21 protein-coding genes are annotated in these 24,492 nt (G+C 63.5%); 13 read left to right on the top strand and 8 right to left on the bottom strand.

Translation table 11 applies throughout. The annotated features are described in order from the left end of the window. Positions 1-61 precede the first annotated feature (61 nt). Complete coding sequence (locus HPY44_02715; GenBank protein ID NSW54901.1) at positions 62-223, top strand: hypothetical protein; 162 nt, start codon at positions 62-64, stop codon at positions 221-223. 158 nt (positions 224-381) lie between these two features. On the opposite strand, the gene rpsE is transcribed toward HPY44_02715, so the two are convergent. After that, complete coding sequence (rpsE, locus tag HPY44_02710) at positions 382-1,011, bottom strand: 30S ribosomal protein S5 (GenBank protein NSW54900.1); 630 nt, start codon at positions 1,009-1,011, stop codon at positions 382-384. Between the two features lie 272 nt (positions 1,012-1,283). Here rpsE and HPY44_02705 point away from each other — a divergent pair, with 272 nt between their 5' ends. Continuing rightward, positions 1,284-2,504, top strand: a complete 1,221-nt coding sequence (locus tag HPY44_02705) for an ISNCY family transposase (GenBank protein ID NSW54899.1) — start codon at positions 1,284-1,286, stop codon at positions 2,502-2,504. A 149-nt stretch (positions 2,505-2,653) separates the two neighbouring features. Here HPY44_02705 and HPY44_02700 read toward each other — a convergent pair whose 3' ends face one another. Further along, positions 2,654-3,454 carry a hypothetical protein gene (locus tag HPY44_02700; protein NSW54898.1) on the bottom strand — a complete coding sequence of 267 codons (801 nt, stop codon included), beginning with the start codon at positions 3,452-3,454 and terminating at the stop codon, positions 2,654-2,656. Positions 3,455-3,752: 298 nt separating this feature from the next. Between HPY44_02700 and HPY44_02695 the strand changes: the two genes are divergently transcribed. The 3 genes from HPY44_02695 to HPY44_02685 are packed head-to-tail and all read left to right on the top strand — an operon-like array spanning position 3,753 to position 7,149. Beyond that, positions 3,753-4,478 carry an ABC transporter ATP-binding protein gene (locus tag HPY44_02695; GenBank protein NSW54897.1) on the top strand — a complete coding sequence of 242 codons (726 nt, stop codon included), beginning with the start codon at positions 3,753-3,755 and terminating at the stop codon, positions 4,476-4,478. Continuing rightward, positions 4,479-6,125 (top strand): hypothetical protein, encoded by a 1,647-nt coding sequence (locus HPY44_02690; GenBank protein ID NSW54896.1) that lies wholly within the window; start codon positions 4,479-4,481, stop codon positions 6,123-6,125. A gap of 46 nt (positions 6,126-6,171) precedes the next feature. Next, positions 6,172-7,149, top strand: a complete 978-nt coding sequence (locus HPY44_02685; protein NSW54895.1) for a hypothetical protein — start codon at positions 6,172-6,174, stop codon at positions 7,147-7,149. A gap of 87 nt (positions 7,150-7,236) precedes the next feature. Here the strand turns inward: HPY44_02685 and HPY44_02680 are convergent, their stop codons facing one another. After that, complete coding sequence (locus tag HPY44_02680; GenBank protein ID NSW54894.1) at positions 7,237-8,157, bottom strand: hypothetical protein; 921 nt, start codon at positions 8,155-8,157, stop codon at positions 7,237-7,239. Between the two features lie 152 nt (positions 8,158-8,309). Here HPY44_02680 and HPY44_02675 point away from each other — a divergent pair, with 152 nt between their 5' ends. Then, on the top strand, positions 8,310-10,229 hold the full coding sequence (locus HPY44_02675; GenBank protein ID NSW54893.1) for a right-handed parallel beta-helix repeat-containing protein: 1,920 nt from the start codon (positions 8,310-8,312) through the stop codon (positions 10,227-10,229). A gap of 83 nt (positions 10,230-10,312) precedes the next feature. On the opposite strand, the gene HPY44_02670 is transcribed toward HPY44_02675, so the two are convergent. Next, the gene (locus tag HPY44_02670; GenBank protein NSW54892.1) at positions 10,313-11,092 is read right to left on the bottom strand and encodes a PEP-CTERM sorting domain-containing protein; all 780 of its coding nucleotides are present in this window, start codon (positions 11,090-11,092) and stop codon (positions 10,313-10,315) included. 128 nt (positions 11,093-11,220) lie between these two features. On the opposite strand from HPY44_02670, the gene HPY44_02665 reads away from it, so the two are divergent. Beyond that, positions 11,221-12,066 carry a hypothetical protein gene (locus tag HPY44_02665; protein NSW54891.1) on the top strand — a complete coding sequence of 282 codons (846 nt, stop codon included), beginning with the start codon at positions 11,221-11,223 and terminating at the stop codon, positions 12,064-12,066. A gap of 6 nt (positions 12,067-12,072) precedes the next feature. Here the strand turns inward: HPY44_02665 and HPY44_02660 are convergent, their stop codons facing one another. After that, the gene (locus HPY44_02660) at positions 12,073-14,310 is read right to left on the bottom strand and encodes a DUF1343 domain-containing protein (protein ID NSW54890.1); all 2,238 of its coding nucleotides are present in this window, start codon (positions 14,308-14,310) and stop codon (positions 12,073-12,075) included. Positions 14,311-14,484: 174 nt separating this feature from the next. On the opposite strand from HPY44_02660, the gene HPY44_02655 reads away from it, so the two are divergent. Together HPY44_02655 and HPY44_02650 are read left to right on the top strand one after the other, a co-directional pair. Continuing rightward, complete coding sequence (locus HPY44_02655) at positions 14,485-18,333, top strand: hypothetical protein (protein ID NSW54889.1); 3,849 nt, start codon at positions 14,485-14,487, stop codon at positions 18,331-18,333. Positions 18,334-18,366: 33 nt separating this feature from the next. Next, on the top strand, positions 18,367-18,738 hold the full coding sequence (locus tag HPY44_02650; GenBank protein NSW54888.1) for a VOC family protein: 372 nt from the start codon (positions 18,367-18,369) through the stop codon (positions 18,736-18,738). A gap of 78 nt (positions 18,739-18,816) precedes the next feature. On the opposite strand, the gene HPY44_02645 is transcribed toward HPY44_02650, so the two are convergent. The 3 genes from HPY44_02645 to HPY44_02635 form a co-directional block, all read right to left on the bottom strand. Next, on the bottom strand, positions 18,817-19,836 hold the full coding sequence (locus HPY44_02645; GenBank protein ID NSW54887.1) for a Gfo/Idh/MocA family oxidoreductase: 1,020 nt from the start codon (positions 19,834-19,836) through the stop codon (positions 18,817-18,819). An 83-nt stretch (positions 19,837-19,919) separates the two neighbouring features. Continuing rightward, entirely contained in the window at positions 19,920-20,801 is an 882-nt protein-coding gene (locus HPY44_02640; GenBank protein NSW54886.1) for a FliM/FliN family flagellar motor switch protein, read from the bottom strand. A gap of 23 nt (positions 20,802-20,824) precedes the next feature. Then, the gene (locus HPY44_02635) at positions 20,825-21,673 is read right to left on the bottom strand and encodes a hypothetical protein (protein ID NSW54885.1); all 849 of its coding nucleotides are present in this window, start codon (positions 21,671-21,673) and stop codon (positions 20,825-20,827) included. A 205-nt stretch (positions 21,674-21,878) separates the two neighbouring features. On the opposite strand from HPY44_02635, the gene HPY44_02630 reads away from it, so the two are divergent. The 4 genes from HPY44_02630 (at position 21,879) to fliE (ending at position 24,473) form a co-directional block, all read left to right on the top strand. Next, the gene (locus tag HPY44_02630; GenBank protein ID NSW54884.1) at positions 21,879-23,216 is read left to right on the top strand and encodes a hypothetical protein; all 1,338 of its coding nucleotides are present in this window, start codon (positions 21,879-21,881) and stop codon (positions 23,214-23,216) included. 103 nt (positions 23,217-23,319) lie between these two features. Next, positions 23,320-23,703, top strand: a complete 384-nt coding sequence (locus HPY44_02625; protein NSW54883.1) for a hypothetical protein — start codon at positions 23,320-23,322, stop codon at positions 23,701-23,703. After that, on the top strand, positions 23,700-24,125 hold the full coding sequence (gene flgC / locus HPY44_02620; protein NSW54882.1) for a flagellar basal body rod protein FlgC: 426 nt from the start codon (positions 23,700-23,702) through the stop codon (positions 24,123-24,125). Before HPY44_02625 ends, flgC begins: the two co-directional genes overlap by 4 nt. 24 nt (positions 24,126-24,149) lie before the next feature. After that, positions 24,150-24,473 (top strand): flagellar hook-basal body complex protein FliE, encoded by a 324-nt coding sequence (gene fliE, locus HPY44_02615; GenBank protein NSW54881.1) that lies wholly within the window; start codon positions 24,150-24,152, stop codon positions 24,471-24,473. The last annotated feature ends 19 nt before the right edge of the window (positions 24,474-24,492 follow it).

Below are 24,492 nucleotides of genomic sequence, written 5' to 3'. Positions count from 1 at the left end.
CGCCCCCCTCAAGGTGATGGTCAGGACGGGGGGAGGCATCTCCGGACAAAGGTCTAAGCATGTGGATGAGTTGGATGGGATCGAGTTCGACCACGTGGTCACCGTCTGCGACAACGACCACGAGACCCGCCCACGGTTGCTGGGCAAGACGAAGCCAATCCACCGGGGGTTCGGCGATCTTCCGAGGCTGGCCGGGGAGGCGACCACTCAAGAGGAAGCATGAGGTCACCGCCAACGGGTGAGAGATGATATCCGGGAGTTCGCGGCGACCTCTTCGGACGCATTCGGACACGGCTCAGGTCTTGCGTTCCTGTGGCGGCGCACGAAAAAGGGGCGAAGGAGGATCCCTTCGCCCCTACCGGGTACTTGACCGACGTCTATCTAGTCGTCGCTGTCGTCGCTGTCGTCGTCGTCAGCCAGGTGGATAGGAACGGTGGCGGCAGCCCTCGTGGCTTCGGCATTCTGGTCCGCGTAAGCATCCTGGACATCGCGGCCGACGATCTCCTTGACCGTCTTGCCCCTGCGTGCGGCGACTTCGGCCGGGTCGCGAAGTAGCTGCAGCGCCTTGAAGCAGGCCTTGGCGCGGTTCATCACATTTCCACTGCCCAGCGACTTTGTGAGCACATCACGGATGCCGCTAACCTCAATGATCTGTCGGACTGCGCCGCCGGCGATGATGCCGGTCCCGCGAGAGGCCGGGCGCAGAAGGATGACGGCGCCGCCGACTTCCGCCTGCACTTCGTGCGGAATCGTGTAACCGTCCAGCGGGATGCGCACCATGGTCTTCCGGGCGCGCTCGAGAGCTTTCTGGATGCCGTCTGTGGCACTGAGGGCCTTGCCCATGCCGAAACCCACACTACCACGGCCGTCGCCTACGACCGCGCACACGCGCGAGCTGGAGATCCGGCCGCCCTTGACGGTCTTGCGGGTTCTGTCAATCCTGATGACACGCTCCAGGAACTCGTCCTGTTCCTGATCCAGTTTCTTGTTCCTATCGGATCGCTCGGCCACTTTCGCAGGTCCTCCAAAAACGGTATAGCCTCCCGCCACCCGGGGAGGCGATGGATAGGATACCACTCAGCCCTGGCGCTGTCAACCTTTCCCGCGGCGTTTGTAAGCGCAACGTGATAATGTCCGGTTGGTGCAAAGTAGAAATGTCCGGTGGTAGTGTCGTCGTCGTCGCGCGGCGAACTATCCGGGATGGAACTACTCATGAGCGTAAAAGAGCGTGACTGTCTAAGATCGTTTCGCAGTTGGCAGGACCCGGCGGTGGTGCCGGCAAGTTGACCCAGGCCCAGGCCGCGGACTTGCTGGGGTGCACTGAGCGCCATGTGCGGCGTCTGGTGCGGCGCTATGAGCACGAAGGCGACGCCGGCCTTGTTCACAAGTCTCGCGGCAGGCCGTCGAATCGCTGTCTGCCCCAGGAGTTCCGGGAACAGGTCATGGTCCAGGTGCGCAAGCATTACCGCGATTTCGGCCCGACCCTTGCTGCGGAGATGCTTGCCGAACGCCACGGCCTATCGGTCAGTCGCGAGACCCTGCGCCAGTGGATGATCGCCGAAGAGCTGTGGAAGCCCAAGCGCCGCAAGGCCGTTTATCGACAGCGGCGCCCGCGCAGGGAGTGCTTTGGCGAACTGGTGCAGATCGACACCTCCGAGCATGACTGGTTTGAAGGACGGGGCGAGAGCGCGGTGCTCATCACCCTCATCGACGACGCCACCAGTCGCGTCACTATGCGCTTCTTTGAAGCGGACGACACGCAGGCCAACATGACGATCCTGCGCGACTACATCGCCCTGCATGGCCGCCCTATGGCTTTCTACGGCGACAAGGCAAGCCATTTCCGGGTCAACCGCCCGGCCAGCGTGGAAGAGCAACTGGAAGGCCTGGAGCCCGAGACCCAGATCGGGCGCGCCCTGCGCGAATTGGACATCACGTGGTTCACGGCCCATTCTCCCCAGGCCAAGGGACGGGTGGAACGCAGCTTCGACACCGCTCAGGACCGGCTGGTCAAACTGATGCGCTTGGACAACATCCGCACCATAGAAGAAGCCAATCGCTTCCTGCAGGAGCGCTACATGCCCCAATTCAATGAACGCTTCACGGTTCCGCCCGCCTGCGATACGGACGCCCACCGTACTTGCGAGGGCCTGGACCTGGACGCCATCTTCAGCCACCAGGAAGAGCGCGTGGTCACGCGGGACTACACGATCCGGTTCAAGAACCAGCGCTACCAGATCAAAAAAGAAAGCGCCGCGCCGGGCCTAGTGCAAAGCAAGCTGATCGTGGAACAGCGCCTGGACGGTAGCATCTGGCTGCGATGGCGGGATCAGTACTTGCAGTTCGTGACGATAACCCCCACCCCGACGGGCGCCGCCGCTGCCCTTCCGGTCGGGCTACGCCCTCCCTACAGGGCAGCGGCCAAAGGCACAGCCGTCACCCCGAAGGCAGACCACCCGTGGAAGAAACCCTACAAAGGAGACTCCCGACCCCAACGGCAGTAGGACATTTCTACTTTGCACAAAACCGGACATTTCTACTTTGCGTTGACACCTTTCCCGCGGCGTTTTCAGGTAAGGCGCGCTGCTTTCGCGGGAATCCATGAAGGCCGGACAGACTCTGCCCGGCCTCTGGTGCATCTGGCGAGTGCAGGCTACTGTTGCGGAGGAGGACCGCCCGGGCCGCCGCCGGGACCACCTTGTCCGCCCGGACCGCCACCTGGGCCGCGTCCACCCGGACGCCCGAAACTGGTGAGTTCCGTGTACCGGGCCATCTGCTCCTCAGTCAGCGTCTCCTTCAGTTTCGCCTCGACGTGCGCACGGGTATCATCCAGCACGGCGTTGACCAAGTCCGCATTGCCGGCCGCCACGGCATCCGCGCGGGTCTTGAAAGCATCCGCGAAGATTGGCTTGAGAGTGGCCATCTGCTCGGCGGTCAGCTCCAGCCCGAAGTTGATCACAGACCAGGTGCGCTCCAGGAACATGATCGCTCCCATGCGACCCCGGCCCTGTGGCCCCTGCTGCCCCTGCTGAGCCATGACCATCTCGCCAAGCTTCGTCAGGCCTTCCTGCCACTCGGTCAGATGGGCGATCTGCTCCTCGGTCAGCTCCTTGAGCAGTGCGGCGCCCAGTTCCTTATTGGTCTCGTCGATGTTCTGCTGGATCGCCTGGAAGTTCCGGTTCTGCATGGCTTCGGCGCGCACCGCGGCACGGCGCTTGTATACATCCTGATAGACGGGCCTCAGGTTGGCGATCTGCTCATCCGTCGCCTCGCAGCCGAAGCTCACCGCTGCCCAGGTGAACTCCAGGTACATCATTGCGGCCATGTTCGCGCGTTGTCTTTGACCGCCACCCGGGCCGCCGCCCTGAGCTTGCGCGGCAACGGGTAGCAGTGCGATGACGAATGCAACGGCCAGACAGAGAGCAACCACCGGCACAACAGTTTTCCTTCCCATGCGGGTCCCTTCTCCCATTGGTGACGCTAATTTGCTCGTCCGCTCGGGGGACGCATTACAGTTTTCGACGTTTCATCACCGAAGCATGTTCATTGCCTGGCAGACGTGTTATTCGCTGTCTGCTTGAGCAATCCTTGCGTTTTCGCGACTGTTTGGTTACGATTTGCGGGGGCGGGCACCGTCCACACCATAGAGGGTTCCAGGGCTCATGTCACACATCCCGTCCAGTGATTCGGGACTCTCCGCCCCGATTGCGTCTCCTGCAGAATGGGTATCCCCCCCGCAGCCTCTTCTGCACGTGGAAACGCTCTACAAGTACTACCGGGAGTTCTTGGCGGTCAACGGTGTCTCTTTGTCCCTGTGGCCCGGCGAAGTCGTGGGTCTCGTGGGGCCAAACGGCGCCGGGAAAACCACGATACTGCGCTGCATCACCGGTATCCTGCGGCCAACCCAGGGCACGGTCATCTGCGGCGGCTATCGCGTGGACAACCAGCCCGCCCAGGCCAAGCCGCTGATGTCACTCGTGCCCGAGACCCCGAACCTGTACGAGTTGCTGACCGTCGAGGAGCATCTGCGCTTCGTCCACATGGCCTACGGCGAGCAGGACCAGTTCGACGAACGGGCCGAAATACTTCTGCGCACCCTGGATCTCGAAGACAAGCGCCACAGTCTTGTCGCCACGCTTTCCAAAGGCATGAAACAGAAGGTCGCCGTTGCTTGCGCCTTTATCCACTCGGCCCGTGTATTCCTCTTCGACGAACCCTTCATGGGCATCGACCCCGCCGGACAGAGGGCGGTGCGCAATCTCATCCACGGCGCTACCGCACAGGGCTGCGCTGTTCTCATCAGCTCCCACATTCTGGAGACCGTTGAGGCGCTCTGCAGCCGGGTGCTGGTATTGAACCACGGTTCACTTATCGCTGAGGGCGACCTCGACCAATTGCGAGAACGCGCCCGGCTTGGTCGCGCGGACAAGCTGGAGGACGTGTTCCTCACACTGACCCGCGAGGGCGGGGCGGAGTGAATGGCGGCGCTTATCTACCTGCAGACACGGCTGATTCGCAACGGCATTCTGTCAGTCCTGGGCAATCCGCGGCGTCTCATTTTCGCCATCCTGTTTACGGCCTGGATCGGCACCAGTGTTTTCCTTGGCGTGGTCTCCAAGCTCACTGGCGGGGCGATGGCTGCCCGCCTGTTCGTGGTGCCTCCGGATGTCATGCGTGTCGGCGTTCTCGGCGGGCTGTTGCTTCTCACTCTGACTGCCATCGAGCGCGGCCTGAGCGGCTCGGTGTTTTCCTTCGCCGCGGCAGACTATGACTTCCTCTTTCCCACGCCGATCAACCGGCGCCTCGTGGTCGCTTCAAGGGTCGCCGTCGATTCACTCACCGTAGTAGCCTGGGTGGGCATCTTCGCAGTCTCCATGGTGGCGGCGCTTCCCATCCAGCTGCTCGGTTCGGACGCATCCCCGGCCCGGTTGGTCCTGGTATGGATCGCAGGGTCCTTCTACGCGCTGTTCATGGTCAATCTGGCGCGAGTGGTTGAATTGCTGGTCACCGGCAGCCAGGCTTTGCTGGGCCTGAACATCGCGGTGTTTAGGGCTATCGTCTGGGTATTGGCGTTCGCTGTCGCCGGAGGACTGGTCTTAGCCATCGTTCTCTCAGGCGACGGGCTTCCGCTGGCGCAGGTATCGGACCGGCTCACTCGCCCCCCGTGGAGCATTATCCTTCTGCCTTTGCTCTCGGTGGCTAGCTTCGTCACGGGCGACCCGGCCCCAATCGCCGGCAGCGCTGCGGGCACACTGGGATTCTTGGCCGTTCTGGCCGCTTCATGCATGTCGGCCGTGGTGCGACTCGACAGGGATGTGGTGGAGGCAACCATAGAGCATTCGGTCCGGGTCTCGCGCATGCGACAGGCGGCCCGGGAGCAGGACGCCGAGAGGATGATGGGCGAATCCCTGCGCGTCGGATCATCGGGACGCAGTCTGCGGGTATCCTGGCGAAGCGCGGATCTGGCCCTGATCTACAAGGCACTCGCGGAGACCGCCCACGGAAGCCCCCTGCGTTGGGTCGGCGTCGCGTCGCTGGTGGTTGCCCCTGCGTTTCTCGCACGTCTCGCGCCGGGGGACGAGTTCGCGAGATACGCTCCGGGACCGGTGGTCACGTACCTGCTCCTTCTTTTCGCCGGCGTTCAAGCCATGCGATTCAGGAGCGAACTCAACCACATCTCGCTCCTGCGCACTCTCCCCGTCCCTGGTCGACGGCAGGTGCTCGAGCTTGTGATCCCCAGGGCGCTCTGGCTTTCGGCGGTGCTGGGCGCCGGGATCGCCAGTTTCTGGCTGGGCCGGCCCATCGCGAACCCATCCCTTAGTCTTGCGGTGGCCATCTCCCTGCCTTTCACTGTCACCATCGCCTACCTGATGGGCGCCATCTCCGCGTGCCTATTCCCGGCCGGCGGCGACCCGTCACAGCGTTTCTTCTCGGGCTTGCTGCTCATGGTGGGCACCGCAGCTGCCCTGGCTCCGACCATTGCGTTGCTGGTATTCGGCCTGATACTTCGCCAGCCCGGTCCGGCCCTCGGGCTGATGGGAATTGTGGGCGCGCTGCCCATGGTATTCCTGCTGTCCCTCGCCGCAGGTGCGCTGTTTGACCGCTTCGAGCCCGGCGACGAGTAGCGTACTGACGTTCCGCAGATACTTCGGTGTCACGGAGCCCCAATCCATGGCAAATCCAGTCCAGGACCGTATCGACCGCATCCGCGCTGCAATCAACCTCCGCCGGCCAGACCGCCTTCCCTGCGGTGACTTCGCCTGGGCCGAATATCGCCCTGAGGTCTATCATCTGGAAGAGCCCGAACCCGTCTCTGCCATCGGACAGGTCGCTGTCTCCGCTGACGGCAAGACGCGATACACGAAAGATGGCGGCACATGGGCCGTGGGTGACAGGGAGAAGTACCGTGACCACGAAGATGTCCTCGCAGTGGCCCCGGATACGTTTGAGGTGGAACAGGTGCGGCCCGAGATGATCTCCCACATGACCGATCTTTTCGCCGCTGCGCAGGAGCGGGGCTATCCTGCGCCACTGCACTACGGGACGCTTGTCACCCGCGCAACGCTGGAGTTCGGCTGGGAGCCATTTCTCACGGCTTCGGCGCTGGCGCCGGAGCGCTTCGGGCGCATCCTCGACCGCTTTGCCGAAGCCACCCTTGCAGTGATCCAGGGCTGGCTGGAAGTGCCCGGCGTGGAGCTTATTGTCATTCACGACGACATCGCCGGTACCCGCGGGGTGCTCATGAGCCCGGGGTGGTACAGGCGGTACGTTTTCCCCTGGTACGCGCGGTTCTTCGCCGAAATCCACGACCGGGGATGCAAGGTGCTGTATATGTCGGACGGCAATTACCTGCCCGTCCTGCAAGACATCCTGGCCGCCGGTGCCGACGGCCTGTACATCGAATCCAGCTCAATGGACCCGGGCGAGTTCATGCGCGCGGCCGGCAAGGACCGCTTCTTCCTGCTGAAAACCGATAATCGAAACATCGACGTGGGCACGCCGGAGGACATTCGGCAGGAGCTCGAAAACCTGCGCGAGCTTCACACCGAGTTCCCCGGCATCACCATGTATCGCGGAGGCGGGAACCCTTCACCCGCGAATGCCGAAGCTTTCACCCGCTATTACAACGAGTACCTGGTGTATGCGTGAGCTCAGCGCCGGGCGCTGCCTGCGACCAGGACAAGAAGAGGCCCGCAACATCTGCCGCGGGCCTCTTGCGCGTTGGAAAGTCTGTCCTCAGAACATCACGTCACACTGCGTGTTGTTCGCCACGACGTTGCTCTCCGGACTGGGCTCAAACCACACGCTGCTCGAAGCCAGGTGCATGAAGGTGCAGCCCGTCACCGAGCAGTTTCGGGCGCCCATGCCATGCACAACGGCAGGCACCGAGACACCCTCGGGCAGCTTGTTCGCATCGAACTTCCGCGTGAATGTGAATGTGAGACCCGAGACATTGATGTACTCCACGTGCTTGCCCGCGGCTGCGTCGCCCCGGAAAAGGATCAGGCTGTGGGCCATGGGCACCGCAAGCTCCAGCGTTTTCGGATTCTCCCCACGCAGGGGCCGGTAGTACATGTTCGTAGACGCCCGATCGAAGTACCACTGTCCCGGCTCGAGGCTCTCGAAATGCTCTGCTCCCGCAAGACCTACGTTGATCGTGCCCTCGGGCTCAACCTTGAGTTCGCGGCGCGTTCCATTCACCCACGCCTGTTTCACCGGCCACGCTCTGCGGGTCTCCCAGGGCAAGAATGACACCCACAGGTTGCCCGGCCGCACGAACCAGTCACGCACAAGCCACGACGCGCAGAGCACCGGGGTCTCGCCCGGATAGGCTTCGTATGAGATGGGCGCTGCTGCTGTCCCGGAATCCTCGGGGCTGAAGACCACGGGCGCGAACATGGGGTATTGGCCGCCACGCACGAGGACCTTGACGGGAAGTCCCTTGGTCTTCAGTTCGCGCACCGCCCTGCGAGCGCCCTCAAGAGTTGCGAAGGGGCCATCAGTACCGTCGGCATTGGCGGCTGCGCGCGTGCCGGACCACTCATCATTGCCGCACGGGGCAACGTACACCACGGTCGTGTTCCGATCAGCCGCGAAGACAGCACACCACGAAAGCAGCAGGAGCAGACCAGCAAGAAGCGCACGAGTTCGTGTCATCGGATTCCCTCTCCCGGGCTTACATTGGCCGGACGGCGTCTGAAAGACATCATTCCCCTTACCCGCAGGTAATCCCTCCAGACATCGAGGAGGAGTTCGGGGGACGAAAGCCAATTCTACCTCCACATCCTTCACCGCAGGAGGCCCCTGCTATGCCCGCGTTCTACGTTGCAGTTGATGGCAAGGATAACTGGCCGGGGACAAAGGCGCGCCCATTCGCAACGATCGAGGCCGCGCGCGATGCTGCCCGCACGATTCGCAAGGCCGGCGCTGTGGACGGGCCGATCACTATCTATCTCAAAGGCGGTCACCATTTCCTCGAGCGCCCACTCATCCTGTCCGGCGCGGATTCCGGCACCGAGGACAGCCCCCTCGTCTTCGCCGCCTGCCCCGGCGAAGTGCCGGTGGTGAGCGGAGGCGTGCCCATTGCCGCGTGGGAGAAGGGCACTCTCAACGGCAAGAGAGTATGGGTTACGCGCGTACCGGGAGTCAAGCGCGGCAAGTGGCGCTTTGCCCAGCTTTTCGTCAACGGACAGCGGCGCACCCGCCCGCGCCTGCCCCGCGAGGGTTTCTACGAGATCGCATCCCTGCCTGATGTCACCCCCGAGACTCAGTGGAACGTAGGCCAGCGCCGGTTCATCTGCAAGCCCGGCGACATCCGTCCCTGGCACAACATCCAGGACGTGGAGATCCTCGCCCTGCACCTGTGGACCGAGTCGCGCCTGCCCATCGTGTCCTTCGACGAGTCCACTGGACTGGTGGAACTCGCCAAGCAGAGCCATTTCCGCCTGACCCGAGATCACCACGGCGCCGGATCGCGATACTATGCCGAGAACGTGCGCGAGGCTTTCGGCGTGCCGGGCGACTGGTACCTCGATGCCGATTCCGGCGAGCTGGCATACCTGCCCATGCGCGGCGAGAAGCCGGAGAGCGCGCATGTGGTCGCTCCCAGGCTTGAGCAACTCGTCGTGCTCAAAGGCACCGAGAAACGCCCAGTCAGTCACATCCGTTTCGAGGGGATCACCTTCTCCCACACCGAATGGACGCTTCCAGAGGACATGGCCGGGATGTCCCAGGCGGCTGTATCGGTGCCCGCGGCGATCCATGCCGAGAACGCGACTCACTGCTGGATATCCCGGTGCGAGGTCTCTCACGCGGGCACATACGCCGTGGAGTTCGGGGCGGGCTGCCGCTCCAACTTTGTCTCCCACTGCCATCTGTGGGACTTGGGCGCCGGCGGGGTGAAGATGAATGAAGGCAGTGGCTTCACCACTGTCGCCGACTGCGAGATCCATCATTGCGGACGCATCTTCCACAGCGCGGTGGGCGTCTGGATCGGTAAGAGCAGCGACAATCAGGTGGTGCACAATGACATCCACGACTTGTACTACACCGGAGTCTCCGTGGGCTGGTCATGGGGATATCAGCCCTCCAGCGCAGCCCGAAACGTGATCGAGTACAACCACATCCACCATATCGGCAAGGGCGTTCTTTCCGACATGGGCGGCGTCTACACCTTGGGCGTATCCCCCGGCACACGGGTCTGCCACAACCTCATTCATGATATTTCATCCGACACTTACGGCGGCTGGGGGCTGTATACAGATGAGGGCAGCACGGGCATTATTCTGGCGAACAACATCGTCTACAACACCAAGACCGGAGGGTTCCATCAGCATTACGGTCGCGAGAACGTGATCGAGAACAACATCTTCGCCTTCGACCAGTCTAACATGGTCGCACGCACGCGGAATGAGGAGCACATCACCCTCTTCTTCCAGCGCAATATCGTCCTCATCGACCACGGGGATTTCTTCGGCGGAAACTGGGAGGGCGACACCTTCAGCATCAACCAGAACCTGTACTGGGATGTGCGCAAGAAGCCGACGGGTATGGGGCCGGGAACCATCGCCCAGTGGCGTAAGCGGGGCCACGACACGACCAGCATCTTCGCGGACCCGCGTTTCGTAGCTCCCGAGAAGGGCGATTTCCGCCTCAAGCCCGGCTCGCCCGCCGAACTCATTGGGTTCCAGCCTATCGACCTGTCCACGGTTGGGCCGCGCGAGGGTTAGCGGGAGGTTCTTCTGGCAGACGCGCGCAGGCGGCCGCTCCATTGTGGAACGCGGCCGCCTGTTTATTGACCGGGTCTGCGCTGCTAACTCGCCTTCCGACGTCGCCAGCAGATGAGCCCGGCGATGCCAAGCCCGAAGAGCGCCATCGTGCCCGGTTCAGGAACACACTCCGTCGCGGTGTGCCACGAGTCCATGAAGAATGCTTCCCCCGGGGCCACGGACACACTCAGGACGATCTCTTCCCAAGGCGGGTTAGGCTCAATCCTGGCATAGCCGTCGTTGATGAGCCAGCCATCCTGCAGCTGCGATGCGGGGTCGAACAAATACCACATGTCCGTGACTTCGTGTCCGTCCGGCGCAATGATCCCAACGCCCAGCGAGGTCTCCGTTCCGGTCTGCAACCAGATCAGCTCGGACCAGATGTCCTTCTGCAGTCTCGGGTCCGGCCAGTTGTCCAGATGCCACGTGAAGCTCGCCATCAGCGGGTCGTTGCCCGAGGAGTTGTCGAAGACCAGGATGCCGGTTCGGTTGCCGGGCAGGCCGGGTACCGTCTCGGCCCACACATAATCCCCGTCGATCAGCAACCAGTCGGACGGGAACAGTTCCGAGTCGTCCCAACCCTCAAGATGGTAGTCCGGTCCGGGTATGAGGTCCACAGAGCCCGTGGGCCCGTCCGGGTCCGATGGCCAGGTGGCCGGACTGGTGACGAAATCCAGCAGGGCGTTACGCTGGTAAGGGAACGGAGTCTTCCACTCGTCGGGTGTTGCGTTGTCCTCGGGGGGGTTGATGAAAGGCAGTGCGAAGGCGCTGACAGCAAGAGACAGGGCAATCACAATGCAGAGCAACAGCGGTAGTCTCGGCATGGCACTCCTCAATCCTCCAGCGCAGCAGCGTTAGCCACTCCGAGTGTCCATTGGCATCGTGCCTATGGAAAGCCGAGCAATACGTGATGATTGCGAGAACCGTCGCCGCTGAGTAAAATGCTAGTCAACTGGCAGGCACAAGTCAACGACAAAATTGCTCAAAAATAAGTCTAATTTGCGTCAATCAAGTTGAGATATACTGCTATCCGTCGTCTGAGGGGGAGATATCTCTGGCGAGGTTCATCATTCTCTCGGGACCGTCGTGCATCGGCAAGAGCCCGCTGAATAAAGCAATCCGCAAGTTCTACCCGGAGCTCCTGGAGAACACGGAAGAGCCAGTCTTGTACAACAGTCGCAGCCCCAGGCCGGGGGAGGTAGATGGCGTCACATACCATTTCCGCTCTCGAGATTACCTGGAGAGCCTCCGGGCCAAAGAAGATTATGTGGTGTTGGATGTCCGCAATGACGTGCAGGCCCTCGCGCTGGAAGACCTGCGCGCAGTGTTACGCGCGGGCAAGGACGCGTTCTTCGAGGGCAATCCGTACATCGCGACTGCGCTCATGAGCGTCCCCGAACTGGCCGGGACCGACTTCGTCACCGTCTTCTTGTCGCCCGTATCATGGGCCGAACTGGAGTATCTCCGCGAACAGGCGCCGGATCACGTCGAGAAGCTGGTGACGGACATCATGCGCCGGAAGCTCCTGCGGCGGACCCAGAAACAGAAGGGGATTCTGTCCCTCACAGACTTGGAGGACATCGAGGCGCGCTGCGGAGCGGCGTACCGGGAACTTTCATACGCGCACCGTTTCAGCTACGTCCTGCCCAATCACGACGGCGAGGACAGCGAGAACTGGGACGCCTTCTACTACCCTCTGGGCGATGCCCGCAAGTGTCTTCTCGACTTCGCAGCCATCCTCCGGGGGGAAGAGCCGCGATTCGCCGAAACCTGGGAGCCCTGGCCCACGGGAGCATGACCGTGCCTAACCGTACAGAAGATACTGCCCCCGGCGCTTGAGGAAGTCCTCGAGGCCCGGTTGCCACGCGTTCACGATTTCGTCCACGGGCTGCAGTTCCCCCACAGCTTCCACCGCTGGCGCGCTCCCCAGCAGGTGCGTGAGCTTGCGGTAGTTGAAGGTCTCCGGCCACAGCTCTCGCAGCGCCCGGGCGATCTGCACCGCCGCCGTCACGGGCTTGAAACGCGTGCGATCCCCCAGCATGATGTACACGCCCCCGCATTGCTCTCCAACGAACTCCCTGGTGTTTGGAGTGAACTCAATGGGTGTGAAAGTGAGTTCATCCACGCCCTCCGAGTTGAGCCTTCGCGCCAGCTTCGATCCGTCGATCCACGGCGCGCCCAGCACCTCGAAGGGCGTGTCCGTGCCGCGACCCACGGAAATGTTGGTCGCCTCCAGCGTGCCCGTGGCCGGGTACAGAATTGCTTGCTTCAGGTTCCGCATATTGGGCGAGGGGTTCACCCAGGGCAGCCCGGTCTGATCGAACCACTGGTCCCGCCGCCACCCAGCACAGTTGACGACCCGCAAGTCGCAGCCGATCTCATACTCCCCATTTGACCATAGGGCGAGTTCCCCCGACGTGAGACCGTGTCGCAGCGGGATCGGGTGCCAGGCCGACAGCAGACCGAAGGGCTTGTCCAGTACCGGGCCTTCCACGTCCGTCCCGTTGATCGGGTTGGGTCGGTCCAACACGAAGAACGGCATCCCGGCCTGTGCCGCGGCCTTCATGCAGAGCGTCATGGTGGTGGTGTAGGTGTAGAAACGTACGCCAATATCCGCGATGTCATACACCAGCGCATCCAGCCCCTGCAGCATCTCCGGCGTAGGCGACTGGTGCTCGCCGTACAGGCTGTGGATGGGCAGGCCGGTCTCGTGGATCTCCGAAGGCACAAGCTCATCCAGCAGTCCCGCGAAGCCGTGTTCGGGCGACAGGATCGCACAGACCTCCACATCCGGCGCTGACAGAAGCAGGTCCAACAAGTGCTTGCGCGATCCGTCGATGGAGGTGTGATTGCACACCAGCCCCAGCTTCATGCCACGGATGGCCTCGAATCGGCAATCCCGCAACTCGTCCAGCCCCGTGCGCACGGGATTAGCCGGTGCGGCCATGACGAAGCGTCGTGAGGGCACCGCGTGAGAGGCCACGATATTGGCCACCTGCCGCCGGAGCCGTCCCACGTCCTTGTCGCGGCCGAGATGCACCCGGTTGGTGAGCAGGATCGCATAGGTGCGGCTTGCCGGATCAGCCCAGATTGACGTGCCGGTGTAACCGGTGTGCCCGATGGTCCCAGGCGGAAACAGGTCGCCTCGTGGGCCCGGTGTGTGGGGGCTGGAGACATCCCAGCCCAACCCCCGAACCCCGTCGGGAATCTGGGATTGCGCCGACATCATCAGGGCCGTGGAAAGCGGCGACAGTACTCGCACACCACGCCATTCGCCCTGGTTGAGCATTGCGCGCATGAAACGGCTCAGATCGCTCGCGGTGGAAAACAGCCCGGCATTCCCTCCAACTCCGTTGAGAAACCGCGCGGCCTCATCATGCACCACTCCGACCAGCACACCGTCGGGAAGTTGCTCCGTGGCCGCGCAACGCTCGACGAGTTCCGGGCCGGGGTTGAAGCCTGTGTCAGCCATTCCAAGCGGCTCGAAGATGTGCCTGCGCGCATACTGATCGAGCGGCTCGCCGGTGATTGCTTCCACAACCGAAGCCAGCACGATGTAGCCCAGGCAGGTGTACATGAACCGGGTCCCCGTGGGATAGGCGGGCTCCATCGCGCAGATGTCCTGAATGGCCAGGGGCCGCCGCTGTTCGGCCGGTACATCCGTGCCCATGGTTTCCAGGAAGTTTCGGTATGCCTGCAGGCCGGAACTATGGGTGAGCAGATGGCGGATTGTGGCCTTGTCCCCATAGTGCCGCGAAAAGCCTGGAATGAACCGGCTGACCGGGTCCGCGAGAACCAGCTTCCCCTGCTCCAAAAGCTGCATAACGCACGTGGCGGTGCAGACCGGCTTGGTCAGCGACGCCAGGTCGAAGATAGTATCCGGAAGCATCGGCCGGCGTTCCGGGGCAACCATCCGGTCGCCGAAGGCCGCGTGGAACAGCACATCATCGCCACGCCCCACAAGCGCAACGGCCCCCGGAGTCTGCCCGTCATCCATGGCTTCGCGCACGGCTGATGCAATGCACTGACCCAGGTTGCTCAACTCGCTGCACCTCGCAGAATCGGGCTCTGTCTGCATTCACGACCGGTCCGGCTCTCCTCACCGTCGTCGTAATATACCCCCCGCGGTGAAGAAGGGCAAAGGGTTCGCGCCCGCTCGTCGGGAATAGGTATCCTGGAGATGACGACTGACATGACGAGTTCGGGAGTGAGGACGATGAGTACGCGTGCACGACCGTGGATGACGGCTGCGATTCTTCTCTCGGGCACCTGCCTTGCTGCAACGGACGGTCCCATGCTGTCCGTCCCCGTGGCAACCGCCCCCGTGATTGACGGCGCCATCGGCGACGGCGAGTGGAGTGGCGCCAGTTCGCCCTGGATGTTCGTAGATATCGCCGGCGGCAACCTGGCTTCCCGACAGCCCGCAGTCTGGCTTTCACGTGATGACGCTGCCCTGTACGTGGCCGCGCGCCTCCCCCTGCCACCCGGGAAGAGGCCCGTTGCCGCAGTGACCGTCCGCGATGGCGCCGTCTGGGAGGACGATGCCTTCGAGGTCTTCCTGGACCCGCTATGCGATGGGGAGTACAAGCAGCTGATCGTCAATTCCGTGGGCAACCAATGGGACTCCATTCGGCAGGACGGGGCCTGGAACGGCGACTGGACCTGCGCGGCCTCCGTGGGGCGCGACCACTGGTCGCTGGAGATGCGCATTCCCTTCACTGACCTGGGCGTTGAGGCGCCGAAGCCCGGCGACGTCTGGCGCGCGAACTTCGCCTGGGATTGCAAGACACCCGAGACCTCAATCGCCTCCTGGGGCCACATCAAGGGCGGGCTCCACCAACCTGGATGCTTTGGAGCCCTGACCTTCGCGGAAGGAGCCCCGAGTGTGCAGGTGTCCGGCCCGGCGGATCTTGCGCCCGACAAGGTCAGTTTCGCAGGCACCTGGTGCGCCGCTGTGCCGGCCCAGGCGGAACTGTCCGTCGCCGGCATCAGAGACGGTCAGCCCGAACCGGTGGGCATCGACAAAGCCCTCCACCCCGGCAGCAATGCCTGCGCCGCGATCAAGCTCGGCGTTGAACTCCCGGTGGACGTGCGATTCACCGCCGCTGGGCAGTACGTGGCGACAATGACCGTCACTGACCGCGGCAACGTCGCGTATCGGGCCACCGCGCCGCTGGTGGTACCGCCGCCCATGCAGGTTACCTTGCACGGTTACTTCCTCAAGGGCGAACTCGACGTGGATGTGGACCTGTCCGGCGTCGGGGCCTTCGCGCAGGGAGCGGCGGTTCGCGCCACGCTCAAGGACGCCGCAGGCGAAAAACTGGACACCCGCAACCTCAAGCGAGAGGGCCAGGCGCCGAAGTATACAAGCACGTACCGGGTCGGAGAGATGGCGCCGGGCGACTACAGCCTGGAACTGGCGGCGATTGGCCGCAAGGGCGGCATTCTCCACACTCAGACAGTGCCCGTCACTGTCCCGGCGAAACCCGAGTGGCTGGGATCGCAGGAGGGCAGAAGCACCGAGGTACTCGCTCCGTGGACGCCGGTTGAACTCGAGGGCGAGCACGTTCGCGTCTGGGGACGGGACTACGCCTTCGGTCCACTGCCCTTCCCCTCCCAGGCCGTGAGCGCGAGCGAGGACATCCTTGCGGGGCCGGTAACCGTTCTGGTGGTTGCCGACGGCAGGGAGTCCGTCTGGAAGCCCCACGATGAGATGAGAACCATTGAAGCCAAACCCCACGTCGCCCGGATCGGCACCTCGGCCCAGGCCGACGGGATCATCTGCGAGGGCACCGCATCCGTGGAGTATGACGGCATGGTGATCTCCGACTTCGAGATCAAGCCCTCCCGCGTTCGCCAGCTCGATCAGGTCAGCCTCATCATCCCCATCAAAGAAGAGCACGCGAAGTATCTCTACTACTACCCCGGCCGCTGGGGGAGCACGAAGAACGCCGGGAACCTGCCCCCGGAAGGGTTCACCAGTGCATTCAAGCCTTTCATCTGGCTGGGCGACAATGACCGCGGTCTGGCGTGGTTCTCGGAGTCCGACCAGGGCTTCGTTCTCGACGACCCGAACAAAGCCATCGAGATCACCCGCGACGCGGGCGTGGTGACATTGCGGGTGAACATGGTGCGCGGCGGGATGAAGGCTGCACCGCTCAAGTACAGCTTTGGCTTCCAGGCCACGCCGGTGAAACCGCTCAAGCCCGACGTCTGGGATTACCGCATCTGTCATGCCGGAAACTACGGCATCGAGGACACCCCGTGGCGCGAACCCGCCACACTGTCATACCCCGGCGAGGGCACAGTCCGACTGGATCAGGGCACCTTCGAAGCCTGGGTCAAGCCCGGTTTCGATACCCAGCCCAAAAATGTGCCCGCCGATTCCAGCCGCGGTAGTCTGAACCGCAATCTCTTTGAGTTGACCCTCTCCAACGGGAACCGTGTGGGCTTCTACTGGAACATCGACGACCGGGGAATGCGCGTCTACTACCGGCAGGACGGCGACCACCCGCTGGTTCTGCCCTCCCATGCTCCGCTGAAGCAGGACGAGTGGCACCACGTGGCCTTCACCTGGGGCGATAAGACGTGCATCTTCATCGATGGCGTGAAAGTCGCCGAACAGGCTTACAAGGGCACTGTTCGGGGCGATCTGGCCGACTCCGTGCTGATCCTCGGGCCATCTCCCTCGGAGTTCGCCATCGACGACATCCGGATTTCCGACATTCCCCGGGAGTCCTTCGACCTCACCCAGCCTGCGCTGGTTGATGAACACACGCTGCTCCTGGACCGGCTGGACAACCTGGACCCCAACGCGAGCCAACGCATGACCCATCCCGAGAAAGGCCTGGGCGCCGTGGCGAACAACGGCAAGGTCATCAACGGCAAGTGGGGCTATGGCTTCAGCCTGTTCCTGCCCGGCGAGGAGAAGACCATGCTGGACCGCCTCGCTTCCCTCGGGGTCCGCACCATCTGCTTCCACGAGCACTGGACGGACATCCAGAACTACACCAGCACCACCCACGGGGAACGACTGCACAAACTGGTCAAAGCCTGCCACGAGCGGGGCATGAAGTTGCTCCTGTATTTCGGCTACGAGATCTCGAACATCGCGCCGGAGTGGGACCTGTACGCCAACGAATGTCTGGTCGCTCCCCTCTCCGGCGGGTATCATCGGCTCCCCGAACAGAAGGCCTACATCGTCTGCTACAACAGCCCGTGGCAGGATTTCATGGCCGATGGGATCGCCAGGGTCATGGACGAGTACGACATCGATGGCGTTTATCTGGACGGGACCGCGAACCCCTGGGGGTGCCGCAATACCGAGCACGGCTGCGGCTATGACAAGGGCGACGGAACGGTGGGCACCACCTACCCGATCCTTGCCACCCGCGAGATGATGCGCCGCCTGTACACCCTCATCAAGGCCCGCAAGCCCGACGGCCAGGTGAACGTGCATCAGTCCACCTGTATGACCATCCCCACCCTGAGCTGGGCCACGAGTTACTGGGACGGCGAGCAGCTGGGCAGCATTCCGCGGGGCTCCAACCCGCTGGATCATCTGCCGCTGGACGCCTTCCGCTGCGAGTTCATGGGCCGGCAGTGGGGCGTTCCCGCCGAATTGCTCTGTTACGAGAAACCCTACACCTACCGCGAAGCCCTGGCATTCTCGCTCCTGCACGACGTCCTGGTGCGCGGCAGTCTCGGCGGCAATCTCGAGCTGGAATCGAAGCTTTGGAAGGGCATGGAAGCCTTCGGCCGCGACAAGGCCGTCTTCATCCCCTACTGGGAGGAGAACTACGTTACGCTGGGCCCGAACGAAAAGATCATGGCCAGCGTCTGGTCCCGCGCCGAGGAAGGGGCGGTGGTGGTCGTCTCCAATCTTGGAGGCGCCGAGGCCGACGCCGTTGTGGACCTGGACCTGGAGGGTCTGGCCTTGCCGGCACACGTGACCGCTACCGACCTCATTACCGAGGTCCAGATGCCGGTGAAAGACGGAGGAATCATGGAGTTCCCGCTGGACAGCTTCGGGTTCCGAGTGCTTTGGATCAAACCGGCGCAATAGCCACAGGCCGAACACATAAGAGAGGTTGGGGCGATGCCCAGACCTGTGCACTTCCACATTCCAGCCGATAAGCCAGAGGCGCTGGCGCAGTTCTACTCCGATGCCCTTGGATGGACCGTAACCACCTGGGGAGGCGGTGATTACTGGATAGTCCAGACCGGCCCCGAAGACGAGCCGGGGATTGACGGCGGCATCGGCGGCAAGTTTGAAGGTGACACGGTTCCCTTCAACACCATCGACGTGCCCGACCTGGACGAGTACATGTCGCGCGTCCTGAGGTCCGGTGGCAAGCTACTCACCGGGAAGATGGCCATCACCGGCGTGGGCTATCTCGTCCACTGCGAAGACCCGGAGGGCAACCGCTTCGGGCTCATGGTGAGGGACGAGACTGCGCGTCACGGATAGGCACATGTGGTGCCGGAAGTAACAACGGCCCAGCCCCTGCTCAGGGACTGGGCCGTTTCGTTCCCGCTCTGAGGGGGGCTACAGCTCCACAATCTGCCCCGTCTCGATGGATTCCTTCTCCGCGAGGATCAGGCGGATCGCCTCGCGCGCGTCGAAAGCCGTGACGCGAGTCGGCACCTGGTTGTTCTCAATGCAGGCTGCGAAGTACTCGAGCTCCTGCATGTACCCGGTGGTCGCCCTGTACTCGGGGGTCACCGGCTCACCCTCTGCCGGGTGGAAGGAAAGCATGGGGTCGTGAGAGGTGGAGAACCTGAGACAGCCCTTCTCCCCCAGGACCTCGTAGGCCATCTCAAACGGATAGGTCGGGGGCATGGCCCAGCCGCCTTCGGCGAACACGGCAACATCGTCGTAGATGTAGTGGGTCATCACGTGGTCAACCTTCGGGCCATCCGGCGCCATGTGACCGGCGCGGGAGAAGACCGCTTTGGGCATACCCATGACCGACATGATGTAGTCCGCATCGTGAACGTGCAAGTCCAGGAGCGCGCCGCCGCTCTTGGAGGAATCGTTGAGCCAGCCGTCCTGGCTCCAGAATGGCGAAGGAGATACGCGGGTGAACTTCATGCTTACCAGTCGCCCGAGGTCCCCATTGCGGATCATGCTCGCGAGGACCTCGTACTCCGGCCAGAAGCGGATGCACTGAGCGATGAACAGCAGCCGGTCATTGGCCTCAGCTGCCGCAATCATCTCGTCGCACTCCTGCAGTGACAGAGCCATAGGCTTCTCGCAGATGGCATGGAAACCAGCCTGGCAGACTTTCTTGGTCATCAACGCGTGCAGGGTGGTGGGCAGACAGATGTCCACTACGTCGAAGCCGCCGGCCGACAGCATGTCGTCGGCGTCTGTGAAGCGCTGGACGCCGGACAGATCCAGCGCCGCTGCTTCGCCCACATTGCCGCCGACCGCCGCTGCAGCCGCCGCCACTTTTTCCACCTGCTTATCCGCAACCGCCACCACCTGGGCGCCATCAACATCCGCCCACGTCTGGAAATGCTGCTGACCGATGAAACCCATCCCGATGATGCCGACCTTGACCATTTCTTGTCCCTCCAAGAGCTTCTGCGCTCGGGTAGTCCCGTTTTCAGCCGGGAAATAATTCGCCACCCGCTGCACAGAACCCTTCAAGCCGCCACAACCGATCGGTCGCCGGGATGGTGCTCGCGAAACTCACACTCGGGAGCTTGGTCACCGAGCACTTGCACCGCAATTCTCCCCCGGCAGAGCCCGGGCCGCACATGGAGCTTCGCGCGGCCCTGTATGCGCATCTCTAGCGGGGCTCCCGAAGGTGTGCCCAGGCCAATGAGGTCACCGGGCTTCAACGCCGCCAGAGCTGCAAGCGTCAGGCGGCAAGTACCCAGAACCACCGTCGCGCGCACGGTGGCCTGCTGAACTTCCTGCGCCGCGGGACTATTGGCCACGATTCCACGTCTGGCCACGGAAGCGGGTTGCTCACGCACAATATCCGCCGGCAGCCAGAACCCCAGCGTGCCTGCCTGCCCATCCAGGCCCACCTCGAATTGCAGCAGCAGTCCGGCGCGAGGGTCAGGCTTGGCCGGATTGCCGCTGGTGACCCAGGCGCCGGGCTGCGGCGCCGTCCAGCCCCATGCGGCAAGGCAACCCGGCGCAACCTGTCCACACAGGAGCCCGACCAGTTCCCGTTCCACCTCCGTCAGCTCCCGGTCAGCGCGACGTTCGCGCGCACCGACCATCCGCGCCGCGAACTGGCCGCACAGACCGGGGCAGACCCCAACTCGCGGCAACTCACACCCAAAGCCGTCCCGTGGTGCGAACCACGCAAGTTCCCCTGCCGCCAACGCCGCCTCGCGAGGGTCCGCAAGCCGTGTCAAGCAGGCTCGCACAGGTTGCGCAAGATAGGCGCTCGCAAGGTCTGCGAGGGCACGCTCAAGCGCAGATGCCCTGCGCATCGCAGCGGCCTCTTCGGAGGGCGTCAGGAGCGGTGGGTTCGCAAGATCATACGGGCGAGCGACCAATGCACAAGGCAACGCGGCGCCTCCAATGTCGGCAGTCAGCAGTCAGGGACAACCTGCAACTGCGGCGCGGGAATAACGCTGCTGAATACGCACAGCTCAGGGGGCGCTTCGTCGTCCGATCCTTCGCCGGGGCACGGGGACTCGCGCAGCGAAAACCCCAGTAGCGCCGCCACGCTATGAGCCAGGTTCTCATCTCGCTCAGCCAGCGCGTGGAGAGCTTCTCGCGCCACCTGCTCGCTCTCGGAAGCCGCCAGCGCTCGCGCCACCGTGAGCATACCCTGTCGGCGGCGCTGGTCTCGGGCCACGAGCCGACCCACTTCCTTCTCCAGCGCCCGGGCGATGCATCCGAGCGCACCCGGCGCCGGAGCCGGTGCGTCGTGAGCCAGCGCCACGGCAACATCTCCACAAAGACCATCGGGCATGTGCTTGAGGACTGCCCGGGCCACTTCCGGCGATACGCGCTGCAACACGAGAGCGGCAATCTGGGGCATCTCCCGCGCAAGACATGTGGCGACGTGCGGGGCACTGTCGTGCGTGACAAAGGCGAAACTGGGTGGCTCGGGTGGCGCCACCGGAAGGCGGTCGGTGTCCTCCCCAGGCTCATGCACGGACATGCCTTCGGCACGCTTCGGGGTCTCCACCCGACTTGCCTGCGGCGAAGCATTGACTTGGCGCGCTTGCCATCGACGCTCATCTGTGAAGGAACGCACGAGTTGGATCCGCTCTTCATCAGGCGCACGACGCACCTGCTCAAGCGCCGCATCCAGACGTGCGCGCTGGTTCTCAGTCAGCCCGGCGCGCACGCGTTGGACCAGGTCTGGGTCGAGCAGACTCAGAATGGTCGCGGCTTGTAGCGTCGAGTCAGCGCTTTGCGATGCGTTCACAGTCGCGCGCCTTTCTCAGAGTCTGGCCTGGATACGATGAATCCGCTCCAGTCGCCTGCAATTCCCGTGCCCCGAACAAAGGGCTCCAAGTTGTTGCCCACTTTTTTCTCAAGTTCGCTCCATTGGCGCCGAAAAGACGAACGGGTGGCCTGTTGGCCTGCACTCGGCCGCCGGAAGCCACACAACGACCGGGAGTTGATCACCGATGGCCACGATGGAGCTCCGCCAGGAATTGCGCGTGACCACACAGGTCAACGTACTGCCGCAACTAGTGGCGCGGGCGGCTCTGCTGGAGATGTCACAGGAGGGCCTCGAGGACCGTATTCGCGAAGAACTGGAGACGAACCCGGCGCTTGAGCTCGCGGCGCCAAATCTCTGGGGGCCAGTCTTCCAGCCCGTCGCAGACGCCGAGGAGCAAGACGCTCTCGCGCGCTGTGCGAATCCTGTCTCGCTGCGGGATGATCTCCTGCTGCAGGCGCGTGCGACCTGCCACGGCGCCCTATTGCGCCATGTGGAGTACCTCATCGAGAGCCTGGACGAACGCGGGTATCTGCCTGCTCACGCGGTCAGTCTCGCCGAGGAGATGGAGATCCCCGTCGCTCGGGTGGAGGAGGCCATCGCGCACTTGCGTTCCCTGGAGCCGGCCGGGATCGGAGCCCGCGATCTCGTCGATTGCCTGCTCCTGCAACTCGAGCGGCTGGCACCCGGGCAGGCTCCCGAGGGGCTGCGGGAGTTCATCGACAACAGACTGCGCCAGGCCCTGGGTTCGGGCGATCCTCGTCTGCTAAAGACCCTTCAGGACCGCCGAGGCGCCCCGTTCCTGACTTTCATTGCCGAGCACTTCCATCCGTACCCCGCTGACCTGTACCAGCCGCCGCACCGTCTGGAAGCTCAGCTAGTCCCAACCAAGCTGCCGGATGCTGTGGTGGAAATGGACAATGGTTGCCTGCGCGTGTGTGTGCCTCTTGCCCGGGCAATGGCGCTCCGCATCTCCCAGACTTACGAAGGCCTGGCTCGCGCCACTTCCGCAGTGCGCGGCCAGGACGCGGGCATGCAGGCGATCCGCCGTCTGGTGAACGAGGCCCGCCAGTTCATCGACAACCTGACTCACCGTCACGCCACCATCGCTCTGGTCACCCGTGCCCTGCTCGAGGAGCAGAGCGATTTCCTGGAATACGGCCCCAGCGGACTGCGCCCGCTCACCAAGAAGCAGCTCGCTCAGCGCCTGCGCATGCACGAGTCCACCATCTGCCGCGCCACGCGTGGGAAGACGGTCATGCTCCCGGACGGCGAGGTATTGCCCTTCGACGTTTTCTTCGAGGACGCCCTCCCCGCGAAAGTCACTCTCGCGAAGATCATCCACAGCGAGGACCCCAACGCCCCGATGACCGACAATGAACTGGTTCAGGCCATGCAGGCACGGGGTTTCGGGCTTGCTCGCCGCACGGTTAGCAAATACCGCGAGAGCCTGGGCATCCCAACTGCCAGCACTCGTCGCGGGGGCAACTGGAGCCGCAGTACACCAGCTGCCGAGCGTAGATAGTCCCTCCGCTGATCCCTGGCATACCGATTGCAGAGTGGATCCCCAGTGACATCCCGGGCTCGGGGTCCGCTGGTTTTCCCCGGGCGTAACATCGCCAACTACCATGCTTCGCGAAATCTCCAGCGCAGCCGTCGAAAAGGCCATTAGCGGCCTCTCGCGACGCCACGAGGCTATCGCATCCAACCTGGCCAATCTCGAGACCCCCGGCTACCGTCCGCGCCGCGTACATTTCGAGGAGGCCCTGCAGCGCGCGGTTGAGCGGGAGACCGAACTGTCGGACGGCAGCGCGGGGCCCCACGAGATCGAAGCCGTCCAGCCCCGCATTCGGACGCAGCCCGGCGCCGGCGGAACGCCTGGAAGCATGAGCGTCGAGGGCGAACTCACCGACCTCGCGATCACTAGTCTGCATCACGAGGCGCTCACCCGGATTCTCGCCAGGCAGTATGGCATGCTGCGCACAGCAATCACTGGAGGCGGACGCGGATGAGCATCTTCAGATCCATCGACATCAGCAGTTCCGGCCTGCGCGCGGAGCGCGTCCGCATGGATGTGATCGCCCAGAACATCGCCAATGTGGATTCCACCGCCGCACCGGGCACCGCGTACAAGAGACGCGAAGTGGTGCTCTTGGCCGACCAGCTGAAACGCGCCGGGGGCTTCGGGCCGCCTTCGAATGAGGGCGGCGGAGTTCGTGTGCTGGCGATCCGTGAAGACCGGTCGCCCGGGATGTTGGTCCACGAGCCGAACCACCCCGCGGCCAACGCTGACGGATACGTGGAACGCCCCAACGTCAGCCTGCCCCTCGAAATGGTGGACCTGGTCGCCGCGGGCAGGGCGTACGAGGCCAACGCATCCGCGCTCAAGACCGGGCGCGAGATCGCCAAGCGCACGCTGGACATTCTCAGGTAGCGGCCCGGCCGCAGGTGAATCGCCGTGCGAATCGGCAGCTCTCTTCGCGAGTTCCAGGTACCAGCGCCGCCAGTCAAGGAGCCGGCGCAGACGGGGCAGCCTGGCCAGAACGGCGTCGCTCGGTCTGATGAACCGTTTCTCGAGCGCCTCACCCAGGCCGTGCGGCAGGTCAACGACCTCCAGGGCGAAGCCGGCCTGCAGGTCACCCAACTCGCGACGGGGCAGACCAGGGACCTGAGCCAGGTCGTCACCGCAGTGGAGAAGGCCGACCTTGCGCTGCAGCTTACCGTGCACGTGACGCAGAAGGCCGTGCAGGCCTACCAGGAGATCAGCAGGCTGCAGGTCTAGCTGCAGGTTCCGGCCTCAC

This window comes from Armatimonadota bacterium (genome assembly GCA_013314775.1).
Lineage (GTDB): Bacteria > Armatimonadota > Zipacnadia > Zipacnadales > JABUFB01 > JABUFB01.
The sequence above is the reverse complement of the archived record's forward strand: the minus strand, read 5'-3'. Positions and strand labels throughout refer to the sequence as shown.